16 protein-coding genes and 1 tRNA gene are annotated in these 20,386 nt (G+C 73.6%); 14 read left to right on the plus strand and 3 right to left on the minus strand.

All coding sequences use genetic code 11. The features are described from left to right. Positions 1-2: 2 nt before the first annotated feature. From ACQ614_RS17665 to ACQ614_RS17700, 8 genes are all read left to right on the plus strand, one after another. The gene (locus tag ACQ614_RS17665; RefSeq protein WP_431679512.1) at positions 3-1,526 is read left to right on the plus strand and encodes a hypothetical protein; all 1,524 of its coding nucleotides are present in this window, start codon (positions 3-5) and stop codon (positions 1,524-1,526) included. A 113-nt stretch (positions 1,527-1,639) separates the two neighbouring features. Beyond that, a complete protein-coding gene (locus ACQ614_RS17670) occupies positions 1,640-3,805 on the plus strand; it encodes a hypothetical protein (RefSeq protein WP_431679513.1) in 2,166 nt (721 codons plus the stop codon). Positions 3,806-4,030: 225 nt separating this feature from the next. Continuing rightward, complete coding sequence (locus ACQ614_RS17675) at positions 4,031-4,240, plus strand: hypothetical protein (RefSeq protein WP_431679514.1); 210 nt, start codon at positions 4,031-4,033, stop codon at positions 4,238-4,240. Next, positions 4,237-4,518 carry a hypothetical protein gene (locus ACQ614_RS17680; protein WP_431679515.1) on the plus strand — a complete coding sequence of 94 codons (282 nt, stop codon included), beginning with the start codon at positions 4,237-4,239 and terminating at the stop codon, positions 4,516-4,518. The genes ACQ614_RS17675 and ACQ614_RS17680 overlap by 4 nt, the downstream gene beginning before the upstream one ends. Positions 4,519-4,527: 9 nt before the next feature. Then, the gene (locus ACQ614_RS17685; RefSeq protein WP_431679516.1) at positions 4,528-5,664 is read left to right on the plus strand and encodes a bifunctional DNA primase/polymerase; all 1,137 of its coding nucleotides are present in this window, start codon (positions 4,528-4,530) and stop codon (positions 5,662-5,664) included. A 145-nt stretch (positions 5,665-5,809) separates the two neighbouring features. Beyond that, a complete protein-coding gene (locus tag ACQ614_RS17690) occupies positions 5,810-7,390 on the plus strand; it encodes a YfjI family protein (RefSeq protein ID WP_431679517.1) in 1,581 nt (526 codons plus the stop codon). Between the two features lie 310 nt (positions 7,391-7,700). Beyond that, entirely contained in the window at positions 7,701-7,883 is a 183-nt protein-coding gene (locus ACQ614_RS17695) for a helix-turn-helix transcriptional regulator (RefSeq protein WP_431679518.1), read from the plus strand. Between the two features lie 61 nt (positions 7,884-7,944). Beyond that, complete coding sequence (locus tag ACQ614_RS17700; protein WP_431679519.1) at positions 7,945-9,327, plus strand: tyrosine-type recombinase/integrase; 1,383 nt, start codon at positions 7,945-7,947, stop codon at positions 9,325-9,327. 139 nt (positions 9,328-9,466) lie between these two features. On the opposite strand, the gene ACQ614_RS17705 is transcribed toward ACQ614_RS17700, so the two are convergent. Both ACQ614_RS17705 and ACQ614_RS17710 read right to left on the minus strand, forming a co-directional pair. Beyond that, a tRNA-Ser gene (locus tag ACQ614_RS17705) sits at positions 9,467-9,552 on the minus strand. A 61-nt stretch (positions 9,553-9,613) separates the two neighbouring features. Further along, complete coding sequence (locus tag ACQ614_RS17710; protein WP_431679520.1) at positions 9,614-11,293, minus strand: S1C family serine protease; 1,680 nt, start codon at positions 11,291-11,293, stop codon at positions 9,614-9,616. A gap of 380 nt (positions 11,294-11,673) precedes the next feature. On the opposite strand from ACQ614_RS17710, the gene ACQ614_RS17715 reads away from it, so the two are divergent. The 4 genes from ACQ614_RS17715 to ACQ614_RS17730 all read left to right on the plus strand — a co-directional run bounded on the left by ACQ614_RS17715 (position 11,674) and on the right by ACQ614_RS17730 (position 15,921). Next, positions 11,674-13,053, plus strand: coding sequence for a purine-cytosine permease family protein (locus ACQ614_RS17715; RefSeq protein WP_431679521.1), 1,380 nt, complete (start codon positions 11,674-11,676; stop codon positions 13,051-13,053). Between the two features lie 96 nt (positions 13,054-13,149). Beyond that, a complete protein-coding gene (locus tag ACQ614_RS17720; RefSeq protein ID WP_431679522.1) occupies positions 13,150-13,971 on the plus strand; it encodes a glycerophosphodiester phosphodiesterase family protein in 822 nt (273 codons plus the stop codon). A gap of 242 nt (positions 13,972-14,213) precedes the next feature. Then, positions 14,214-14,783 (plus strand): ATP-binding protein, encoded by a 570-nt coding sequence (locus ACQ614_RS17725; protein WP_431679523.1) that lies wholly within the window; start codon positions 14,214-14,216, stop codon positions 14,781-14,783. Between the two features lie 157 nt (positions 14,784-14,940). After that, the gene (locus tag ACQ614_RS17730) at positions 14,941-15,921 is read left to right on the plus strand and encodes a DUF5926 family protein (protein ID WP_431679524.1); all 981 of its coding nucleotides are present in this window, start codon (positions 14,941-14,943) and stop codon (positions 15,919-15,921) included. 223 nt (positions 15,922-16,144) lie between these two features. Here ACQ614_RS17730 and ACQ614_RS17735 read toward each other — a convergent pair whose 3' ends face one another. Continuing rightward, a complete protein-coding gene (locus ACQ614_RS17735; protein WP_431679525.1) occupies positions 16,145-16,795 on the minus strand; it encodes a bifunctional DNA primase/polymerase in 651 nt (216 codons plus the stop codon). Between the two features lie 485 nt (positions 16,796-17,280). Between ACQ614_RS17735 and ACQ614_RS17740 the strand changes: the two genes are divergently transcribed. Together ACQ614_RS17740 and ACQ614_RS17745 are read left to right on the plus strand one after the other, a co-directional pair. Next, complete coding sequence (locus ACQ614_RS17740; RefSeq protein WP_431679526.1) at positions 17,281-18,729, plus strand: PP2C family protein-serine/threonine phosphatase; 1,449 nt, start codon at positions 17,281-17,283, stop codon at positions 18,727-18,729. 135 nt (positions 18,730-18,864) lie between these two features. After that, positions 18,865-20,361 carry an aminopeptidase P family protein gene (locus tag ACQ614_RS17745; RefSeq protein ID WP_431679527.1) on the plus strand — a complete coding sequence of 499 codons (1,497 nt, stop codon included), beginning with the start codon at positions 18,865-18,867 and terminating at the stop codon, positions 20,359-20,361. The last annotated feature ends 25 nt before the right edge of the window (positions 20,362-20,386 follow it).

Raw genomic sequence — 20,386 nt, forward strand, 5'->3', positions numbered from 1 at the left:
CCATGTCCCAGACGTTCGCCGAACCGCCGGTCACCACACCGGCCCCCAACCCCAACCCGGCCGCCGAGAAGCCAAAGCCCGCCGCGGGCCAGAAGGGTGCTTCTCCGGCCTCGCACCAGCGCGGCGGCCTGCCCGCCGTGCCGCTCGCGATCACCGGCGCCAACACGGTGGTCGGCCTAGCCTCCGCCGGCGTGCTGACCGCAGGTCCCCTCGCGGCGCTGGCTGCGGCGGCTGGCACCGCCGCTACCACGGCGATCGCCACCCGCACCGCCCGCGCCGCCGCCGGGCGCCTCGCCCGGCGCGCCGGACGCACCAACGGCAAGGGGCACCTGTCCCTGGTCAAACCCACCACCAGCACCGGCCGAAAGGCCACGGGCAGCATCCCCAAGCAGAGCCGCCCCGGCGCCGGCGGCACCAGTCGTACGGGCGGGCAGCGCTCCGGCCTCGCCTCGGTCCCCAACACCGGCGCGAAGAAGCCGGGTTCGCCCGGCCGCCGCCTGGCGGACAAGGTCGGCGCGGTGAAGGCGGTGCGGAAGGCCGAGCGGGCCGCGGCGCCGTCGCGGGCCGAGCGGCGCGAGCGCCAGACCACCGCCCGCCGGCAGGTCACCGACGCCCGCCGCACGGTGAAGGCCGCCGAGCGGGACCGGAAGACCGCCGCCAAGAGCCCCACCGGCAAGGCCCTCGCCAAGCCCGGCACCGCGGTTCGCCGCTCGCTCGACACCGCCCGGAGCAGGGCCCGGGCGGGGTCGGAGAAGCGCCTGAACGCCAAGGTCGGTGACGCGCGGGCCGAGGTGCGCAAAGCCCCGGCCCGGCGCGCGGCCCGCCGGGAGCTGGTGAAGTCCGCCGCCCGGCACCACGGCCGGCGGTTGCTGGCCGCCGCGCTTGCCTTGCCGGTCGGCGTGCTCGGCATGGTGCTGACGCCGATCGGTCGCAAGCTCGGCTTGTCCTGGCTGATGTACCCGGGCCGGCGCCTCTACCGCCGCCTCGCCGCGAAGTCGGCCGAGGCCCGCACCGCCCGCGACCAGCAGATCCGTGCAGACCAGGCCGAGGCCGAGACGGCCGCCGATCAGGCCGCCACCGATACCCCGGCGCCGGTCGGTGAGGCCGTGCCGCGGGCCCCGAAGAACCACGCCAACACCGATCTGGACGCCCTGGGAGGCGACGTGACCAACCCGACCGACGCCGGTTTCAACTTCTCCGAGGTCGCCTCGGAGATGTACGGCGCCGCCATGAACTACGACCCGGACGGCATGATGCACGTCCTCGCCGCGATCGAGTCCCTGCCCGAGGGGCTGGAGTCCATCGCCAACACCTTCCGCGTCCTCGCGGAGCGCTCCGACGACGAGTTCCCGCTGGACAAGGTCGTCGGCGAGTCCCTGAACGAGGTCTACACCCTCCTGATGCAGGCCGTTTCCGCCGCGGAGGAGGTCGGCAAGGCGTTCCGCGGCGCGCACGAGAGCGACATCGCCCGCCACGACGACCCTCGCACCGGCGAGGAGAAGTGGGACATCGGCAGCAACCAGTAGCCGCCCCGCTCGACCACGCCTGACGCACCGCCACGGGCCGCCCCCGACTCTCCGGGGGCGGCCCGCCCCATGCCCCGCTCGCCCGCACCACCCGACCCAACCTTGGAGTTGCCGTGGCCGAGCCACAGCCCACCCTGAACCTCACCAACACCCCCAAGCCGCGCACCCGCGGCCCGAAGAACCCGAAGGCCACGTGGGTGCCGCCGTTGGACTGGGCCGCCGAACACGGCCCCGTCTCCGGCGCGATCTCCGCCGCCACCGGCGCCGGCGCGCTGGCCCTGCTTGGCGCCGCCACCCATATGCCGCCCGGCATCCCGCTCGCGGTCGGTGCGGCCGGGGCGATCGGGCACGGCATCGGCGCCAGTGTTCGGCGCCGTCTGACCGGCCGCACCATGGCCACCCGGGCCGCGTCGTGGCTGCTCGCCGGAGGCTGGACCACCTGGGCCATCGCCACCGGCCCGCTGTCCTGGGTGGCGGCCGGCACCCTGGCCGCGCTCGGTGTCGGGATCGGCGCGATGGCCGCCGACGCGGCCATCCGGGAGGAGGCCGTCGAGCTGGAGCGCATGAGCGCGGAAGCCCGCGACGCGGCGCGGAAGATGAACGGCGAGCGGGAGGCGATCGCCCGCGAGTGGGCCGACCGCATCCGCCGTGTCACCGGCATCGAGGTGGCGGTGTTCGCGGTGGAGTTCTGGAAGACCGGCGCCGGGTTCTCCCTCGCCGCGGAGCTGCCCGGCGGCAGTGCGACGTGGGACCGGATCGCCGGCGCGGCCCGGGCGCTGGCGACGGACGCGCGGCTGCCGCTGGGCTGCACGGTCGGGGTGGAGGAGGGTGACCGGCAGGGCCGCGTGATTCTCGACATCGCCACCGTCAACGTGATGGCCGGCGCCTACCCCTACCCGGACGACTACTCCGAGCTGTCGATCCTGACCGGCATCCCGTGGGGGCTGCTGCCCAACTCCGAGCTGGTGGACGTGTTCCTGCGGGAGGCATGCGCGCTGGTCCTCGGCCCGCCCGGATCGGGCAAGTCCACGTTCCTCGACTCCGTCCTCGCCGGGTTCGCCCGCTGCACCGACGTCATCACCTGGGTCGTGGACCTGAAGGCCGGCGCTGTCGGCATCCCCTGGGTCCGCCCGTGGCTGGAGGCCCAGGGCTTGAAGGCGCCGAAGCCCGGCACCGACCCCGCCCCGGCCGGCACCCGGCCGGGCGTGGACTGGCTCGCCAGCACGCCCACCGAGGCCCTGCGGATGTTCCGCGCGGTGATCGCCATCAACAAGGCGCGCCAGCAGCAGTACCAGGACCTGCTTGACGCCAACGACACCACGCTCCTGCCGGTCTCCGCGAAGCTGCCGCAGATCATGGTGGTCATGGACGAGGGCGCCGAGCTGCTGTCCGCCCGCTCGTTCGGCGACCCGGTCATGAAGGAGCTGCAGGAGCTGGTCGGCAAGACCATGCGGACCACCCGCGCCATGGGCATCCGCCTGGTGCTGACCGCGGTGGACGGCAACGTCTCCGCCCTCGGGGACACCTCGGTGCGGAAGTTCTCCCCGGTCGGCGCGGCACTGACCTCCGGCGAGTCGTCCGGGAACAACCTCGCCAAGCTGTTCCCGTCCGCGCGGGTCGACACGAGGCAGCTCACCGCGAAGGGCTGCGGCGTGATCGGCGCCGCCGGCGCGGACGGCTTCGCCCCAACCGGCTTCAAGGGCTGGAAGACCAGCCCGAGCATGGTCCGCGAGGCCGTGCTGGCCACCAACGCCCGCCGCCCGCACCTCGACCAGGTCTCCGCCCGCGCCGCGGGCGAGGACTACGCCCGCCGCTGGGACGCGGACCACGCCGGATGGCTCTGGGAAGGCACCACCATCGCGGACACGGACTCCCCGGGCGCCGGGACCGCGCGGGCGGCCGGCACTGGCGGCGGGCTGAACCTCGGATCGCTCCGCGCCACCGCGCCCGCGGCACAGGACACCGCGGACGGCCTGGCGGAGATCATCGCGTTCCCCAACGCCCGCCCCGCCGGGCTCAACCTCTCCAGCCTCCGCGGCCAGACCCCGGCCCCCGCGCCCGCCCCGGCGGCGCCGTCCGGACCGGAGTGGCTGGCGGAGGCGATCGACGCGATCGAGTCCGCCGGCCACATGGGCCTGAAGGTCGCCGCCATCGCCGACTTCGTCAACCGCGACCGCAAGACCGTGCGGAACGGGCTCCAGGCCGCCGCCGCCCGCGGCGAACTGGTCTACCGCGAAAACGGCCCGCTGTCCGTCTTCGTCCACCCCGACCACGCCTAACAGGCCGTCACACACAGCTACCGGGCAGCGGGTAGTGGGGACCACCCCACTACCCGCCGAACCCACCCCACAGGCCCCCAGAGGGGTCCCGTACTGGTGATTCCCCAGTGCCCACTACCCAGCGCCCACCCCAGTATGGCCACGCTCCGCAACACCTCGGCCCGCCCGCCTGCCGCGGGCGGGCCGCTCTCCTCGCCCTGTGCGGCCCGAGAAAGGGGCCCCGTCATGCCCGCTCCCGTCATCCGGCCGCTCGCCGCCACCCACTTCCGCGAGGCCCTGGCCGCCACCGCCGACCACGACCCCGCCACCGCCCTCGCTGCGCTCATGCACATCGACAACGAGTCCTGGCAGGGCATCGAACACCGCCTCGCCCTGCTCGGCACCGACCTGCTCGACGTCCTCGCCCAGACCGCCGCGAACGGAGCTGCCGCATGAGCGCCGCCGACCTCATCGCCGCCGCCGTCCTCCTCACCCCCGCCGCCCTCGGCGGCGCGGCACTCGGCGCCACCTGGCGATCGAGCACCACCGACGCGGAGGCCGTCCGCACCGTCCTCGCCGAGTCCGCCGCCGAACGCGCCGCCCGCGCCCAGCAGCAGGACGAGGGCGGCACCCCGCCCCCGGCCCGCGAACCCGCACCCCACCCGGCGCCCCCCGCGGCCCCGCCGCGGCTCGCCACCGTCATCGACTTCCCCGCCCACCGCCGCGCCGCGTAGGGGCGGGCCGTGCCCGTCCTCGACTGGCGCGACACCCACCACTACGACCGCACCACCGACAAGCCCTGTCGCTGGTGCGGCGCCCCGACCCCACTCCGCGACGACCAGCGCCGCCCAGCGCACAAGGTCTGCGCCGAGCACCAGACCACCACCGCAGCCACGCCAACGCCCGCCACCGCGGTGCCCGCGGCGCCTGCCGTGGCCGACCTACTGACCACCCGTGAGGAGACGCCCTTGACCGACTGGCAGCACGCCCTCACCTCCGCCCACCACGCCGCCGCCCGCGACTTCGCGGTGTTCCCGATCGCCAAGTCCAAGCGGCCGGCGATCCCCAGCCCGCACCCGCCCGGCCGCGAGCGCGACACTTGCCGCGCCGCCTGCGGCCGGATGGGGCACGGTGTCCACGACGCCACCACCGACCACGACCGCATCGACGCCCTGTTCGCTGCGGCGCCGTGGGCGACCGGCTACGGCATCGCCTGCGGCCGCGCCCCGCACCACCTGGTGGGCCTCGACCTCGACCGCAAGAACGGCCTCGACGGCGCCGCCGAACTCCAACGACTCGCCACCGAACACGGCTTCACCGTGCCGGCCACCGCCACCGTCGCCACGCCCTCCGGCGGGCTCCACGCCTGGCTCAGCGCCCCACCCGACGCGGTGTTCCCGAACTCCGTCGGCAAGGTCGCACCGGGAATCGACGTACGCGGCCCGGCCGGCTACCTGGTCGGCCCCGGCTCCCTCGGCACCGCCGGCCGCTACGTCTTCGCACCTGGCACCGACCCGAGCAGCATCGCCCCGTGCCCGCCTGCCCTGCTGGCCCTGCTCACGCCCCCGCCCGCACCCGCGGCCGTGGCGGGTGCGGTGCGGCCGGCCCGGGTGCACGACCAGAGCGCCTACGCCCGGGCTGCGATCGAGGGCGAGGCTGCCAAGGTCCGCGCCCAGCAGCACCCGGGCCGGGCGAACCGGCTGTTCGCGTGCGCCGCCTCGCTCGGCCGCCTCATCGCCGCCGGGACCGTTGGCGAGGACGCCGCCTACGACGAACTGGAGGCGGCCGGCCTGTCCATCGGCCTGACCCCCGCCGAGTGCGCGCATTCCATCCGGCGCGGCTTCGCCAAGGGCACCCGCCACCTGCGGTCCGCAGCCTGACCCACCGCCCCTGCCAGGGGGAGGCCGGGGAAAGCAGCCTTCCCCGGCCTCCCCCTCACCTGCACCTGCCCATCCTGGCCCACCCCGGCCGGTGGCCCTCACAACCCCTCAGACCCCTGCACCGCAGCGCAGAGAGGAACCGCCCGTGTCCATCCCCGCCAGCCCGCCTGACGGACCGTACGACAACGTCACCAGCCTGTTCGGCGAGGGCTGGGAGCACATGGAGCCCCCGCCCGAGGCCGCGGACGTGTGGGACAGCCCCGTCCCCCTCGGCCAGGCCCGCGCGCTCCCGCTGTTCCCCACCACCGTGCTGCCCGGCTGGCTGGCCGACATGGTCGCTGCCGTCGCCGAGGAGACCCAGACCCCGCCCGACCTCGCCGGATGCATGGCCCTGGCCGCCCTGTCCACCGCCTGTGGAGGAAAGGCCAAGGTGACCGTCCGCGGCCGGTGGCGCGAGCCGGTGAACCTCTACACCGCCGTGGCCCTGCCGCCCGGCAACCGCAAAAGCGCCGTGGTCGCGGAGATGATCCGGCCCCTACTCGTAGTCGAGAAGGCGCTGGTGGAGCAGACTGCTGCCGCCCGCGCCGAGGCCGAGGTGGCCGCGAAGGTCGCCCGCGCCGCCGCCGAGGCCGCCACCAAGCGCGCCGCCACCGCCAACCCGGAGGAGCGCCGCGGGGCCACCGCCGAGGCCATTGCCCTGGCCCAGCGGGCGGAGAGTATGCCGATCCCGACCCGGCCGCAGCTCATCGCCGACGACATCACCCCCGAAGGTCTCGCCACCCTCATGGCCGACCAGGGCGGCCGGGCCGCGATCCTCTCCCCGGAGGGCGGGATCTTCGACATCATGGCCGGCCGCTACTCCGGCACCCCCAACATGGAGGTTTTCCTCAAAGGCCACGCCGGGGACCTGCTCCGCGTCAACCGGCAGGGCCGCGACGCCCAGTTCCTCGACGACCCGGCCCTGACCATGGGCCTGTCGGTGCAGCCCGAGGTGTTCCGGGACCTCGCCAACACCAAGGGCGCCGACGCCCGCGGTCTGCTCGCCCGCTTCCTGTACTCCCTGCCGAAGTCGATGATCGGCTACCGCAACGTCACCCCCGAGCTGATCCCCGACGACGTCGCCGCCGAGTACGACCGGCAAATGGGCGCCCTCACCCGCACCATGCACGCCCGCACCGAGACGGTGCGGCTCACCCTCACCGATGAGGCGAACGCGATCCTGCTCGCCCAGCAGCGGCGCACCGAGGCCGCCCAGCGCCCCGGCGCGGCCCTCGCACAGGCCGGCACCAACAAGTGGGCCCCAAAGCTGGACGGCGCGGTGTGCCGGATCGCCGCCCTGCTCCACCTCGCCGCCCACCCCGACGGCACCAACCTCGCCATCAGTGGCGACACCATGACCGCCGCGGGCGCCATCGGCGAGTACTTCACCGCCCACTCCCTCGCCGTGTTCGACGCTATGGGCAGTGACGCCGCCCTCGCCAAGGCCCGCACCGCCCTCGCCTGGCTCGCCGCCAACCCCCGCGAGTCCATCAGCCGCCGGGAGCTGTTCAACGCCCTCTCCCGCGCGGACTTCCCCACCGTCGCCGACCTCGACCCCGCCCTCGCCCTGCTGGAAGACCACGGCTGGATCAGGCAGGTCGAGCCGCCCAAGCGCACCAGCCGCGGCGGCCGGCCGCCGTCCCCTCGCTACCAGACCCACCCCACCGTCACCCACCGCGGAGCCTGACCGGCCCGCCGAACCCCGCCGCAGAACCCGCAGAACCTGCAAAACCCCCCGACACCCCATCTGACCTGTGCGAACACGCGGGCCGCCCGCTCCCGCAAAACCCCCGGAAACTCCCGCAGAACCCCACCGCCCCGAAACCGCAGGCCAGGGCCCGGAGGTTTTGCAGGAGTTTCCGGAGGTTTTGCGGAACCCAAGATCAACCGCAAACCCGCAGCTCAGAACCCCTCCCAGGAGGTTTTGCAGGTTCTGCGGGTTCTGCGGGGACCCAAGCTCCCACCACCACGCCCCAGCGAGAAGGAGCACGCCCACCGTGGCCAACCAGAAGTGGCTCAAGCTCACCGAGGTCCTGGAAGAGATCGACATGTCACGCTCGGCCTTCTACCGGATGCGCGCCCGTGGGAGGGCTCCGGAGATGAAGCAGCTCCCCAACGGCCAGATCCGAGTCAGCCGCGCTGCCCTCGACGCGTGGTGGGACCGGCAGGCCGCCGCCTGACATCTCCGTCGTACACCATGGGCCCCCGGCATTCCGGGGGCCCTCAACTACGAGGAAGCCATTGCTCACCTTTGACGTGCGAATCAACGCGATTCGCGAACGCGCCCGCCGGAAGAAGCCGTTCGAGCTGCGCTGGACGGTGGGCCCCGAACGGCACTCCAAGAGCTTTGCCACCAAGACCCTGGCCCAGGGGCGAGAGTCCGAGCTACGCACTGCCATGCGCAAGGGCGAGCAGTTCGACGTTGAGTCCGGGCTTCCCGTGTCCGAACTGCGGGCCATGCAGCAGGGAACGTGGTTCCAGCACGCGAAGAAGTACGCGGAGATGAAGTGGCCCGGCTCGTCTGCCAAGAGCCGGGGCACTCGCGCGGACGCCCTCGCCACCATCACGCCGGCGCTGGTGACGGATCGCCGGGGTGCTCCCCTTCCGCGTGTACTCCGCCGGGCGCTGACCGGATGGGCCTTCAACTTCTCGGGTCGCCTTCCTGAGCCGCCAGCCGACATTGCGGCGGCCCTCGCCTGGATCGAGCAGAAGTCGGTTCCCATCCGACAGTTGGAGGAGTCGGACGTTCTGCGGGCAGGCCTCGACGCGATCACGTTGCAGCTCAACGGCAAGCAGGCGGCGGCAACCACCATCCGGCGGAAGCGGATGGTGCTGAACAACTGCCTGCGATATGCGATCGAGCGCCGCCAGCTGGACTCGAACCCCTTGCAGTTCGTGGACTGGTCCCCTCCGGCGACTGACGATGAGATCGACTGGCGGTACGTCCCGAACCCACAGCAGGTCAGCGCGCTTCTCAACGCGGCACGTACGGTCAGCCCCCGAGGGCGGCACCTGGCGGCGTTCTTCGCCTGCATGTACTACGCGGGCATGCGACCGGCTGAAGTCATGGACCTGCGAAAGCGGGACTGCACTCTGCCCGAGTCCGGATGGGGGCAACTTGTGCTGGCTGGCAGCTCGCCCCGGGCGGGTTCCACCTGGACGGATGACGGCAAGTCGCACGACGAGCGTGGTCTGAAGCGGCGAGCCCGAAAGACGACCCGCGAGGTGCCTATCCCGCCGACGCTGGTCCAGTTGTTGCGGGAGCACCTGGCAACCTTCGGGACCGGCCTGGGTGGGCGCCTCTTCCGCGCCTCGGAGGGCGGTGTCGTGCTCACCAAGGACTACTCCGCCGTGTGGAAGGCGACCCGCGCGGTGGGCCTGAGTGAGGAGCAGGCGGCCACACCGCTGGCCGACGTGCCGTACTCGCTGCGGCACGCCGGGATCTCGCTCTGGCTGGTCTCCGGCGTTGACCCCACCGAGGTCGCTCGCCGCGCCGGCCACAGTGTGGCGGTGTTGTACCGGTTCTACGCCAAGGTCCTCGACGGCAAGCGCGATCAGGCAAACGAGAAGATCGAGCGGGCGCTGAACGAAGCCATGGGGCACTCGGAGAGGCCATCGGAGTAGCCCCGAGTGGCCCCCGTCTGGCCCCGACACACTGGCCCGGGGTGGGACACGGGTGGGACACCCTGACACAGAGAGCAACAGGGCGGGTGCCGGTTTGCTGACGGCACCCGCCCTGATCAGGCAGTTTCACCCACCTGTGCGGAGGGTGTGGGATTTGAACCCACGGTGACCAGAGGCCACGACAGTTTTCAAGACTGTTCCCTTAGGCCGCTCGGGCAACCCTCCTGGCGGAGGTCAGCCTAACGGGTCGGAGCGGGTTCGGTGCACTCCGTTTCCGGGGACGCGGTCAGTTGTCGCCCTTGCGCTCGCCGAGGGTGACGGTGGTCTTGGCGGCCTTGCCGTCGCGGGTGTACTCGACCTCGACCTTCTCGCCGGGCTTGTGCGTCCAGATCTCGGAGACCAGGGTCGGACCGCTGTCGATCGGGATGCCGCCGAGCTTGGTGATCACGTCGCCGGCCTTGAGGCCGGCCTGGTCGGCGGGGCCGCCGGGGGTGACGGCCGGGGTGCCCTGGACGGCGGCGGTCTGGATCTGGGCGCCGTCGCCCTTGTAGTCGTCGTTGCGGAGCACGCCGAGGATGGCGTAGACCGGCTGGCCGTCCTTGATGAGCGTCTCGGCGACCCACTTGGCCTGGTTGATCGGGATCGCGAAGCCGAGGCCGATCGAGCCGGCCCGGCCGTTGCCGCTGGCGTTGGACTGGATCGCCGAGTTGATGCCGATCACCGCGCCGGAGGCGTTGAGCAGCGGGCCGCCGGAGTTGCCCGGGTTGATCGAGGCGTCGGTCTGCAGGGCGTTCATGTAGGACGCCTGGGCACCCGTCTCGTCGCCGGAGGCGACCGGGCGGTCCTTGGCGCTGATGATGCCGGTGGTGACGGTGCCTTCGAGGCCGTACGGGGCGCCGATGGCGATGGTGGCGTCGCCGACCGCGACCTTGTCGGAGTCGCCGAGCGGCAGCGGGTTGAGCTTGTCCTTCGGCGGGTTGTCGAGCTTGATCACGGCCACGTCGTAGCCCTGGGCGCGGCCGACCACCGAGGCGGTGTAGGACGAGCCGTCGGAGAACTTGACGGTGAGTTTGCCGCCCGAGGCCGCCGGGGCGACCACGTGGTTGTTGGTGAGGATGTGGCCCTCGGTGTCGAAGACGAAGCCGGTGCCGGTGCCGGACTCCTGCGAGCCCTGCGCCTTGATGGTGACGGTGCTGGGCAGCGCCTTGGCGGCGATGCCGGCGACCGAGTCCGGGGCGCGGTCGGTGACCTTGCGGCTGTCGCTGACGCTGACCGTGGTGCTGGTGCGGCTGGTGCCGCCGGAGCTGTCGTCGCCGGTGACGGCGGCACCGATGGCGCCGCCGGCCACGCCCGCCACCAGGGCGACCGCGGCGATCAGCGCGATCATCCCGCCGCGCTTGCGGCGCGGGGGCTGGCTGCCGGCCGAGGCGTACGGGTGGCCGGGGCCGCCGGGCTCGCCCGGGTTGCCCGCACCGGGAGTACCGGGGCCGCCCGCCGGGTGCCCCCAGCCGCCGACCGGGTGGCCTGCGCCGAAGGGGTGGTGCACCTCTCCGGTGGGCATCGGCGGCGCCGGCGGCGGGGCCGCGGGCGTGCCGTACGGGTCGGTGGAGGCGACGGGCGGAGCCGCGTAGGGGTTGGCCGGCTGCGGCTGGACGGGGGGCGCCACCACGGGCGGCGGGGCGTCGATGTACGGAGACGGCGCGGCCGGGGCCGCGGGCGGCGGGGCGTCGATGTAAGCGGGGGCCGCGGGGGCGGCCGGCGGCGGCGCGTCGATGTACGGGGACGGCGCGGCCGGGGCCGGCTCGCTCAGCTTGCTGAGGGCGAGCGTCGGCGCGGACTCGACGACCGGCTGCGGCACGTCGGCCGCCGCGGTGTCGGGAGCCGGAACCACCGTGCGGGGCTCGCCGGAGGGCTGCTGCTGCGCCTCCTGCGGCCCGGTGGATCCACTCGCGTGCTCGGTGCTCAAGGACGACCTCCATAGCTGACAGGACCTTGGCCCACAGTGTTTCGCATGTCGGATTCGGTTGCCGTAAGGAGCCCCCTGAAGAACGTCTAAGAATCCTTAGGCGTCCCTGACAGGATGCCTCCGACCTGCACCGGAGCGGGTCCGGACGGCGGCGGCGCGCGGATGTCGGCCCGCGGTCCCGCGATACGGAACGGAAACCTCCGGGCCTTGGCGTTCCCGGCGGGTCCGGCTAGCCTGTCGTCCCAATCTGAACACGCGGGAGCTTGGACCTTCCAGGCTGAGAGTGCGCCGATCGACCGGCCGGGTCCGTTCCGGGCCGGACGAGGGGGCGCTGACCGCCTGAACCTGTCCGGGTAATGCCGGCGTAGGGAGTATCGGCCATGACGGCTGTTTCGCCTGCCCCTGTTCCCGGTGCCGAGGCCGGTCGGCGCGTCGAGGCGCCGCTCGTCCTGGACACCGCCCCTCCGCGGACGCTCGACTTCCGCGCCCAGTTCGCGCTGTGGGCCAACCTCGGCGTCAGCCTGATCGGCTTCCAGAGCGCGGTCACCGTGCTCGTCGTCTCCGGCCACCAGCTCTCCTTCGCCGCCGCGGTGACCGCGATCATCGCGGGCACGGTGATCGGTACGGCGATGCTGGGCGTCGCGGCGCTGATCGGCGCCCGCACCGGCGCGCCGGCCATGGCGATGCTGCGCGGCCTGTTCGGCACCCGCCTCTCCTACGTACCGACGGTGCTGAACATCCTGCAGTGCATCGGGTGGGGCGTCTTCGAACTGATCGTGATCGCGGGCGGCGCGCAGACCGTGGCCGGTACCCAGGGCTGGCGCTGGCTGTTCGTGCTGCTGGCCGGCGTGCTGACCACGGTGCTGACCATCTGGCCGCTGGGCTCGATCGCGGTGCTGCGCAAGTACGTGGCGGTCGCGGTCGGCGTGGCGATGGTGTACTTCACCGTCCAGCTGGGCCGGCAGGGCTTCCCCGACCCGGGTGCGGGCAACTGGGACGGCTTCCTGTCCGCGACGGACGCGATCATCGCGGTGTCGATCTCCTTCGTGCCGCTGGCCGCCGACTACACCCGGCACGCCCGCACCCCCGGTTCGGCGTACTGGGGCACCTTCGCCGGCTACTCGCTGGCGCAGGCCTGGTGCTACATCCTCGGCCTGATCGCGCTGCTGCAGTCGGGCGGCGACACCTCGAAGATCTTCTCCTCGTTCACCGGCGTCGCGGCCGGCTGGGTGTTCCTCCTGGTACTGGTGATCCGGGAGACCGACCAGTCCTTCGCGAACGTGTACTCGACCGCGATGTCCGTCCACAACCTGCTGCCCAAGGTGGACCGGCGCCTGCTCACCGGCGGCATCGGCGTCCTGGTGACGCTGCTGGCGCTGCGCATCCAGGAGGGCGAGTTCTACGCCACCTACGCGAACTTCCTGTACCTGATCGGCGCGGTGTTCGTGCCGCTGCTGGCGGTACTGGCGGTGGACTACTTCCTCGGCGCCGGCCGGTACGGCTGGAACACCTCGCAGGACGCGCCGTCCCGGTGGCTGATGCTGCTGCCGTGGGCGCTGGGCTTCGCCACCTACCAGTTCATCGCGCCGACCGGCATCGCGGACTGGTGGACCGGCTTCTGGAAGGAACTGCAGTCGGCGCTGCACTTCACCCCGCAGCCGTGGACCTCGGCCTCGCTGTTCGGCTTCCTGGTGCCGGCCCTGGCAACCTGGGCCCTGGCACTGCTCACCTCGCGCCGGACGGACCGCACCGCGGCCTGACCCGCGCAGCCCCGCCGGGGCGCCGGACGGAGCTGTTCACCACGGGTTTTCCGTGGCGAATCCGTCCCGACATCGGACCACTCGTAGGGTGTTGATGTGGACACTCAGAAACTCCGTCAGGCCGCTCCGGCCGCCGGCGGCCAGGCCCGGGACCGCCGGACGGTCAAGGTCATCGCTCACCGGGGCTCCTCCGCCGCGCTGCCCGAGCACACCCTGGAGGCGTATGCGCGGGCGCTGGAGGACGGCGCGGACGGGCTGGAGTGCGACGTCCGGCTGACCGCCGACGGCCGGCTGGTGTGCGTCCACGACCGCACCGTGCAGCGCACCTCGGACGGCCGGGGCGCGGTCTCCGCCATGACCCTGGCCCAGCTCTCCGAGCTGGACTTCGGATCCTGGCACTCGCCCGGCACGCCGCGGCCGAGCTCGATCCTCACCCTGGAGGGGCTGCTGGAGCTGGTGGCCGAGGCCGGCCGCCCGGTGGAGCTGGCGATCGAGACCAAGCACCCCACCCGCCACGCGGGCCGGACGGAGGCCGAGCTGGTGCGGCTGCTGGACCGCTTCGGGCTGCTGCCGCGCACCCCGGAGGAGTCCACCGTCCGGGTCATGAGCTTCTCCGAGCTGTCGCTGCACCGGATCCGCCGTGCGGTGCCCGCGGTGCCGACGGTGTACCTGCTGGAGCGGCGGCTGCCGGTGCTGGGCCGCACCCGTGCGCTGCCCGGCGGGGCCGGCATCGCCGGGCCCGGCATCGAGCTGGTGCGGCGCAACCCCGGGCTGGTGACGGCGCTGCGCCGGGCCGGGCACCGGGTGCACGTCTGGACGGTGGACGAACCGGCCGACGTCGAGCTCTGCGTGGAGCTGGGCGTGGAGGCGCTGATCACCAACCGCCCGCGCGAGGTGCTGGCGCAGCTCGGCCGCTGAGCGCGCGACCCCGGCGGATCGGAGTGCAAGGAGCGCGCACGGGGGAGCGCAAACTGCTGACAGATGCTCAGAGAACGCTCAATTCCTAAGACTTTCACAACGGACCGTAAGCGGTTTATCGGCGGTTGAATACCGTGCGTCGCGGCCTCTTGAAATGTCCGCGAGTGATCGCCTCACGGCTGTTTCCGACGCATTCTCCAGGGGCATCCATCCCTCGGCAGACGCTGAAGGAGGTCCCGGGGGTGGCGTTGATGGTGGCGCGTGCTGTGCCCGAAAAGGTAGGGCCGACTTCGTCGACCATGGCGGTGCCGCACGGTCCGGCAGGCGTCGGAGCGGCACGGCGGAGGATGCGCAGCGAGCTCGGCGATCGCTCGATACCGGACACGGTCATCGACGACGCGGTGTTGATCCTCTCCGAACTGCTGAGCAATTCCTGTCGATACGCACGGCCGCTGGGAAAGCTGGAGGAACTCGGCGATCGGACGGCGGCCGGCATGGTCGACGCACTGCTCACCCGGTCGGTCACGGTGTCCGGGAACGGCACCAGGGAACGTCCGGGCGAGCCCGGTCAGGACGGAATCCTGGTCCGCTGGTGGACGCATGCGGACGGTCTCACGGTGGAGGTCACCGACGGCGGGGCGAGCACCCGGCCGTTGCCCGCCAGCCCTTCGTTGACCGCCCGCGGCGGCCGCGGGCTGAGCATCGTCGGCAAGCTGGCCAGTGCCTGGGGCGTCCGCGACGCGCCAGGCGAGGTCACGGTCTGGGCCGCCCTGGCGCTGCGGCCGGACAAGCGGGACGAACCGGCGGCATAGCGGCGGCGCAGTGGCGGCGCGGCAACGGGCCGGCGCGGGGCGTGCGGGGCGGGGCGGCGCTGCGGCCGGTCGGGCGCGGGGGTGCGTCCGCACCGGGGCGCGGCACGAACCTCAGTAGGCTGCGGGTGCACTGTCGCCGTACCCGGGAGCCGAAACCATGGCCAAGAAGGCCGCAAAGTCCTCGTCGCAGACCAGCACCGCCACCGCCACCGGCGAGATCCCGGTCGTCGGCGCGCGCGAGAAGTGCCCCTGCGGCTCCGGCCGCCGGTACAAGGCCTGCCACGGCCGGGAGGCCGCGCACGCGGTGCAGGAGCTGGTGCACCGTCCGTTCGAGGGCCTGCCGGGCGAGGCGGACTGGGTCGCGCTGCGCGAGCTGGTGCCGGCCGCGACGGTGCCGCTGGCGCTGGCCGCCGGGGTGGCCGACGGCGCGGTCGGCGAGGTGCCGTCGGTGACGCTGGCGACCGTGCTGCCGCTGGCCTGGCCGGCGCTGCGGCGCGCCGACGGGTCGATCCTGCTCGGCCTGCAGACCCAGTCGGGCTCGGGCGACCTGAGCCGGGACCTGGCGGACGCCCTGGAGCTGGCGCTGGCCACCGAGCCGGGCACTCCGGTGCCGTCCCGCCGGACGGTGCCGGGCGGCCGCCGCCTGCAGGACCTGCTGGACACCTCGGCCGAGTTCACCCCGGCCGTGCACACCGGCTTCGAGTTCTGGCTGGAGGACGCCGAGTCCGCGACCGGCGAGGTCGCGGCCTCCCTGGAGCGCGCCAACGCCTCGGCGATCCCGACCGAGAAGGTCGCCGGCGTGGACGCCGCCTACTGGTGCGGCACCCCGGACAAGAACCACCTGCGCTGGGTCATGACGGTGCCGGAGGAGAAGCTGCTGGACGCGCTGGCACGGCTGGCCGCGGCCGACCGGACCTCGCTGGGCGAGGGCACCAAGCTGGTCGGCTCGTTCCGTGCGCACGGTCTGACCGTGCCGGTGTGGGACCTGCCGCTGGAGTTCACCGCGGCGGACTGCGAGAAGCCGGCCGGCGAGTTCGCCGGGCGACTGGCCGAGGCGCTGGCCGAGACCGCCCCGCTGAGCGCGGAGGAGCGCCGGGCCCGGGCCAACCTGGTGAGCCGTCAGATCACCCTGAACTGACGGGGAATGTGACTCCGGTCACATTTCTGGCGGCGGGACGAAAATGCCAGGTCGGCCATGGGCGGACAAATTGGCTCCCCGCCGGATCTTTGTTACTGTTTAAACAGTCCGGTCGCTGGTGCATCCCCCGTCGCCAGCGACCGGATTTTCCATTCCCGCGGAGCCCGTGTCGTCGGCCCGCGGGCCCCTGCCGCCGGACCCCGCCCCGGGTGGACGCCGCCGCTCAGTACGCCAGCCGGCTGCCGTCCGGCTCGGCCACGCTCGCCGCGATCAACCCCTCCAGCAGGGTGCCGACCTGAGGCAGCCACAGCCCGTCCGCGGCCGGTGGTGACACCCAGTGCACTCCGCCGGAGCCGGTCTGCGAGGGCGGCAGCAGCACGTACCCGCCGGTGCCGTGGTAGCGCAGCGAGCCGGGCACCCAGGGCCGCTCGGCGAGCAGCCCGCCCAGCTCCTCCAGCGTGAACGGCGCCACCAGCAGCGCGTACCGCGACGGGGTGGCCAGGACGGGGCCCACGGGCACGCCCAGCTCGGCGAAGTACCGCAGCACGCGCTCCCCTGCGGCGGCCGGCAGGCTCACCGCGCACACCGCGCCGCCGGTGGCGGCCAGCACCGGCGAGCCGGGCGCCCGGTGCTCCCACCACCACTGCACCATCCGGCCGTCGGTGGTGGCCGCCGCGAGCGGCGGGTCGTGCGGGTGCGCGCCGGCCAGCGGACAGCGCGGCTCCCCGCAGGAGCACGGGCCGAACATCCCCCGGACGGCGCGCGCGCCGGGCACCACCGGCCAGCCGCGGTCCGCCGCCTCCAGCGCCGCCAACAGCAGCGCGCCCTGCTCCCGCCGGCGGCTTCCGGGCCACCGCAACTGCATCCGACGCATGGGTGCTCGTTCCTCTCCGCGACCGTGGGGATCAGGACCGCCGTGGGCGCACGGGGCGCGGGCGGTTCGAGACGAGGGAGGGGCGCGGAAAATCTTCGGACGTGCGCCCCTGGAACGAGAATCCCTCATACGGCCGGATGGACGCGCGCTGTGGGCCGCCGGTTCCACCGTACGAGTGAGTCGGCCACCGGCCGGGGAGCGGCCGCGGGGCGGAAGCATACGATCCGGACCGCAGGTTGACCGAGCGTCAGACAACGCGCCGGGCCGGGCGGCCGCACGGCGCAGCCGCGGGCCCGCCCCGGCACGACCGCCGCCTCCCGCGACGGTCCGCGCAAGCGGTCGGCAGAGACCCCGTCACGCTTCTGGACATGCCCCGATCGGCCTGTGTACAAGTGGTGGATTGCTGCCGAACAGTGAGATAGCACTCGTTCTGTCCGGTCTCGGGAGTCCTGCGTGACACGTACCAGTATGTGGGGAGTTGCGACATGACCGACGCCCAGCCGAGCGGACTGGCCGTGACCGGCGCGGCGCTGCCCGGCACGGGAGCGCTCGGGTCGGACCGGGCACCGTGCGGGACGGCTCCCGCAGGCGCCGTGCTGGCACCGGTGCTCCCGCTGACCGCACTGTTCGGCGACGAGTTCGGCGACCCGACCGACGGCGGCCTGCAGGACCGTTTGGCCGAATGGCTGTCCGATTTCACCAGCCTCCACGAGCACACCGAACTGCTCGCCCGCGCACGGGGGCTGGACGCCGCGCTGACCGCCGTCCTGGAGTCCGGCGCGGCCCTGCTGGGTGCCCGGCGCGGTCTGATCACCACCACCGCCCGCGGCGCCGGCCGTCCGGTCGGCCTCGGCCTCGACCGCTCGGGCATCGGAGCGCTGGAGACCGTCCCCGCCGAGCACGGCCCGTTCGCCGGGCTGCTCAGCCGGGCCGGGGACGGCGGCCGGCTGCTCGTCACCGACCTCGCCGGGGACCCGTCGGTCGGCCCGCGGTTCCGCGAGGTCGCCGCCCAGCTCGGCCTCGGCGCCTGCTTCGCCCTGCCGCTCGGCACCCCGGAGGACGGTCCGCTCGGCGCCGCCGCCTGGTTCTACGACGAGCCCGCCGAGCCCAGCGAGCGGCGCCAGCACCTCCTGCGCCGGTACTGCGAGTTCGCCGCCCCCGTGCTGGCCGGGCAGCTCGCCGCCGACCGCTCCCGGCGGGCCAGCGACGCGCTCCGCCGCGGCCTGCTGCCGGACCGCCTGCCCGTCCTGGAGGACGTCCGGCTCGCCGCCCGCTGCGTCACCGCCGGCCTGGAGAACGCCACCGGCAGCGACTGGTACGACGCGGTGGAACTCCCCGACGGCACCCTCGCCCTCACCGTCGGCAGCGTCTCCGGGGACGGCCCGGGCGCCGGCCCGTCCTCCGCCCCCGGCGCCGCGGCCGCCATGGGCCGCATCCGGGCCGCCCTGCGCGCCTACGCCGTCCTCGAAGGGGAGGACCCGGTCTCCGTCCTCGGCGACCTCGAACTCCTCCTCAAGACCACCGAGCCCGCGCGCACCGCCACCGCCGTGTACGCCTGGGTGCAGCCCGGCGAGCGGCGGGTCACCCTGGCCGGCGCCGGCCACTGCCCGCCGATCCTGGTCAGCCGCGACGACGCCCGGTTCGTCGAGACCTCGCTCTCCGCCCCGCTCGGCGTGCTCAGCTGCTGGGAGGCGCCCGGCGTCGACCTCACCGCCGACCGCGGCGACCTGCTGCTCCTCTACACCGAGGGCCTCGCCCGCCGCTGCGGCCCGAGCCTGCACGCCGGGCAGGCCGCGCTGCGCCGGGCGGCCGCCGACGCCCCGCGGGACGTCCGGCTCGACCCCGACCGGCTCTGCAGCCACCTGCTGGAGGTCACCGGCGGCGACACCGCGGGCACCGAGGACCTGGTGCTGCTGGCACTCCGTTTCGGCTGACCGCCCGCCCCGGGGCGTACCCGACGGCCCCGGACAACCGTTCGGTCCGTCCTCGTACCATGGGGGCACGGCCGTCCCCCACGTCGCGATCCGACGTGCCCGGGGCGGGGAGACGCGCGCAAGGAGGCGACGTACGTGACCGAGGACCGCACCCCGGCTGTGTCCGACAACCCCGAGGGGCTGGCCGCCGAAGAGGAGGACCAGCCGATCAAGGGCCGCAAGAACGGCCTGTACGGGGAGGTCTCCGACGAGCTGGCCGCGTCCATGAAGTCCGGCTGGGCCGACACCGAGCTGCGCGGGCTGCAGCCGGTCGCCCAGGCCCCGTACGCGGCCGAGCGGCGGGCGAAGCTGTCCGCCCGCTTCCCGGGCGAGCGGCTGGTCGTCCCGGCCGGCCGGCTGCGGGTCCGCGCCAACGACACCGACTACCCGTTCCGCGCGGCCAGCGAGTACGTGCACCTCACCGGCGACCAGACCGAGGACGCCGTCCTGGTCGCCGAGCCGGCGGGCGACAGCGGCCACGACTTCGTGCTGTACCTGCTGCCGCGCTCCGACCGGGAGAACGGCGAGTTCTGGCTGGACGGCCAGGGCGAGCTGTGGGTCGGCCGCCGGCACAGCCTGGAGGAGGCGCAGGCGCTGCTCGGCCTGCCCGCCCGCGACGTCCGCAAGGCCGCCGAGGAGCTCGCCGCCGTCGAGGGCGTGCCCACCCGCATCGTCCGCGGCTACGACGCCGGTCTGGAGGAGGCGCTGGCCGGGGTGCTCGACGAGGAGCGCGACGACGAGCTGAAGGTCTTCCTGTCCAGCCTGCGCCTGGTCAAGGACGAGTGGGAGGTCGGCGAGCTGCGGGCCGCCTGCGACGCGACGGTGAAGGGCTTCACCGACGTCGTCCGCGAGCTCGGCCAGGCCGTCGCCACCTCGGAGCGTTGGATCGAGGGCACCTTCTGGCGCCGCGCCCGGGTCGAGGGCAACGACGTCGGCTACGGCTCCATCTGCGCGGCCGGCCCGCACGCCACCACCCTGCACTGGGTGCGCAACGACGGCGAGGTCCGCCCCGGCGAGCTGCTGCTGCTCGACGCCGGTGTGGAGACCCACACCCTGTACACCGCCGACGTCACCCGCACCCTGCCGATCAACGGCCGCTTCAACGAGCTGCAGCGCAAGATCTACCGGGCCGTGTACGACGCCCAGGAGGCCGGCATCGCCGCGGTGAAGCCGGGCGGCCGGTTCCGCGACTTCCACGACGCCGCGCAGCGGGTGCTCGCCGAGCGCCTGCTGGAGTGGGGCCTGCTCGACCCGTCGGTGTACGACGTCGAGAAGGTGCTGGAGCTGGGCCTGCAGCGCCGCTGGACGCTGCACGGCACCGGCCACATGCTCGGCCTGGACGTGCACGACTGCGCGCACGCCCGCCGCGAGGAGTACGTGGACGCCGAGCTGGTTCCGGGCATGGTGCTCACCGTCGAGCCCGGCCTGTACTTCCAGCTGGACGACCTGACCGTGCCGGAGGAGTACCGCGGCATCGGCGTCCGGATCGAGGACGACATCCTCGTCACCGCCGAGGGCAACGAGAACCTCTCGGCCGGCCTGCCCCGCACCGCCGACGACGTCGAGTCCTGGATGGCCGGCCTGGCCGGCTGACCGCACGGCACGCACGGCGGCCGGG

Origin of the sequence: Kitasatospora dryopteridis, assembly GCF_050749075.1 — a bacterium.
Taxonomy (GTDB): Bacteria; Actinomycetota; Actinomycetes; order Streptomycetales; family Streptomycetaceae; genus Kitasatospora.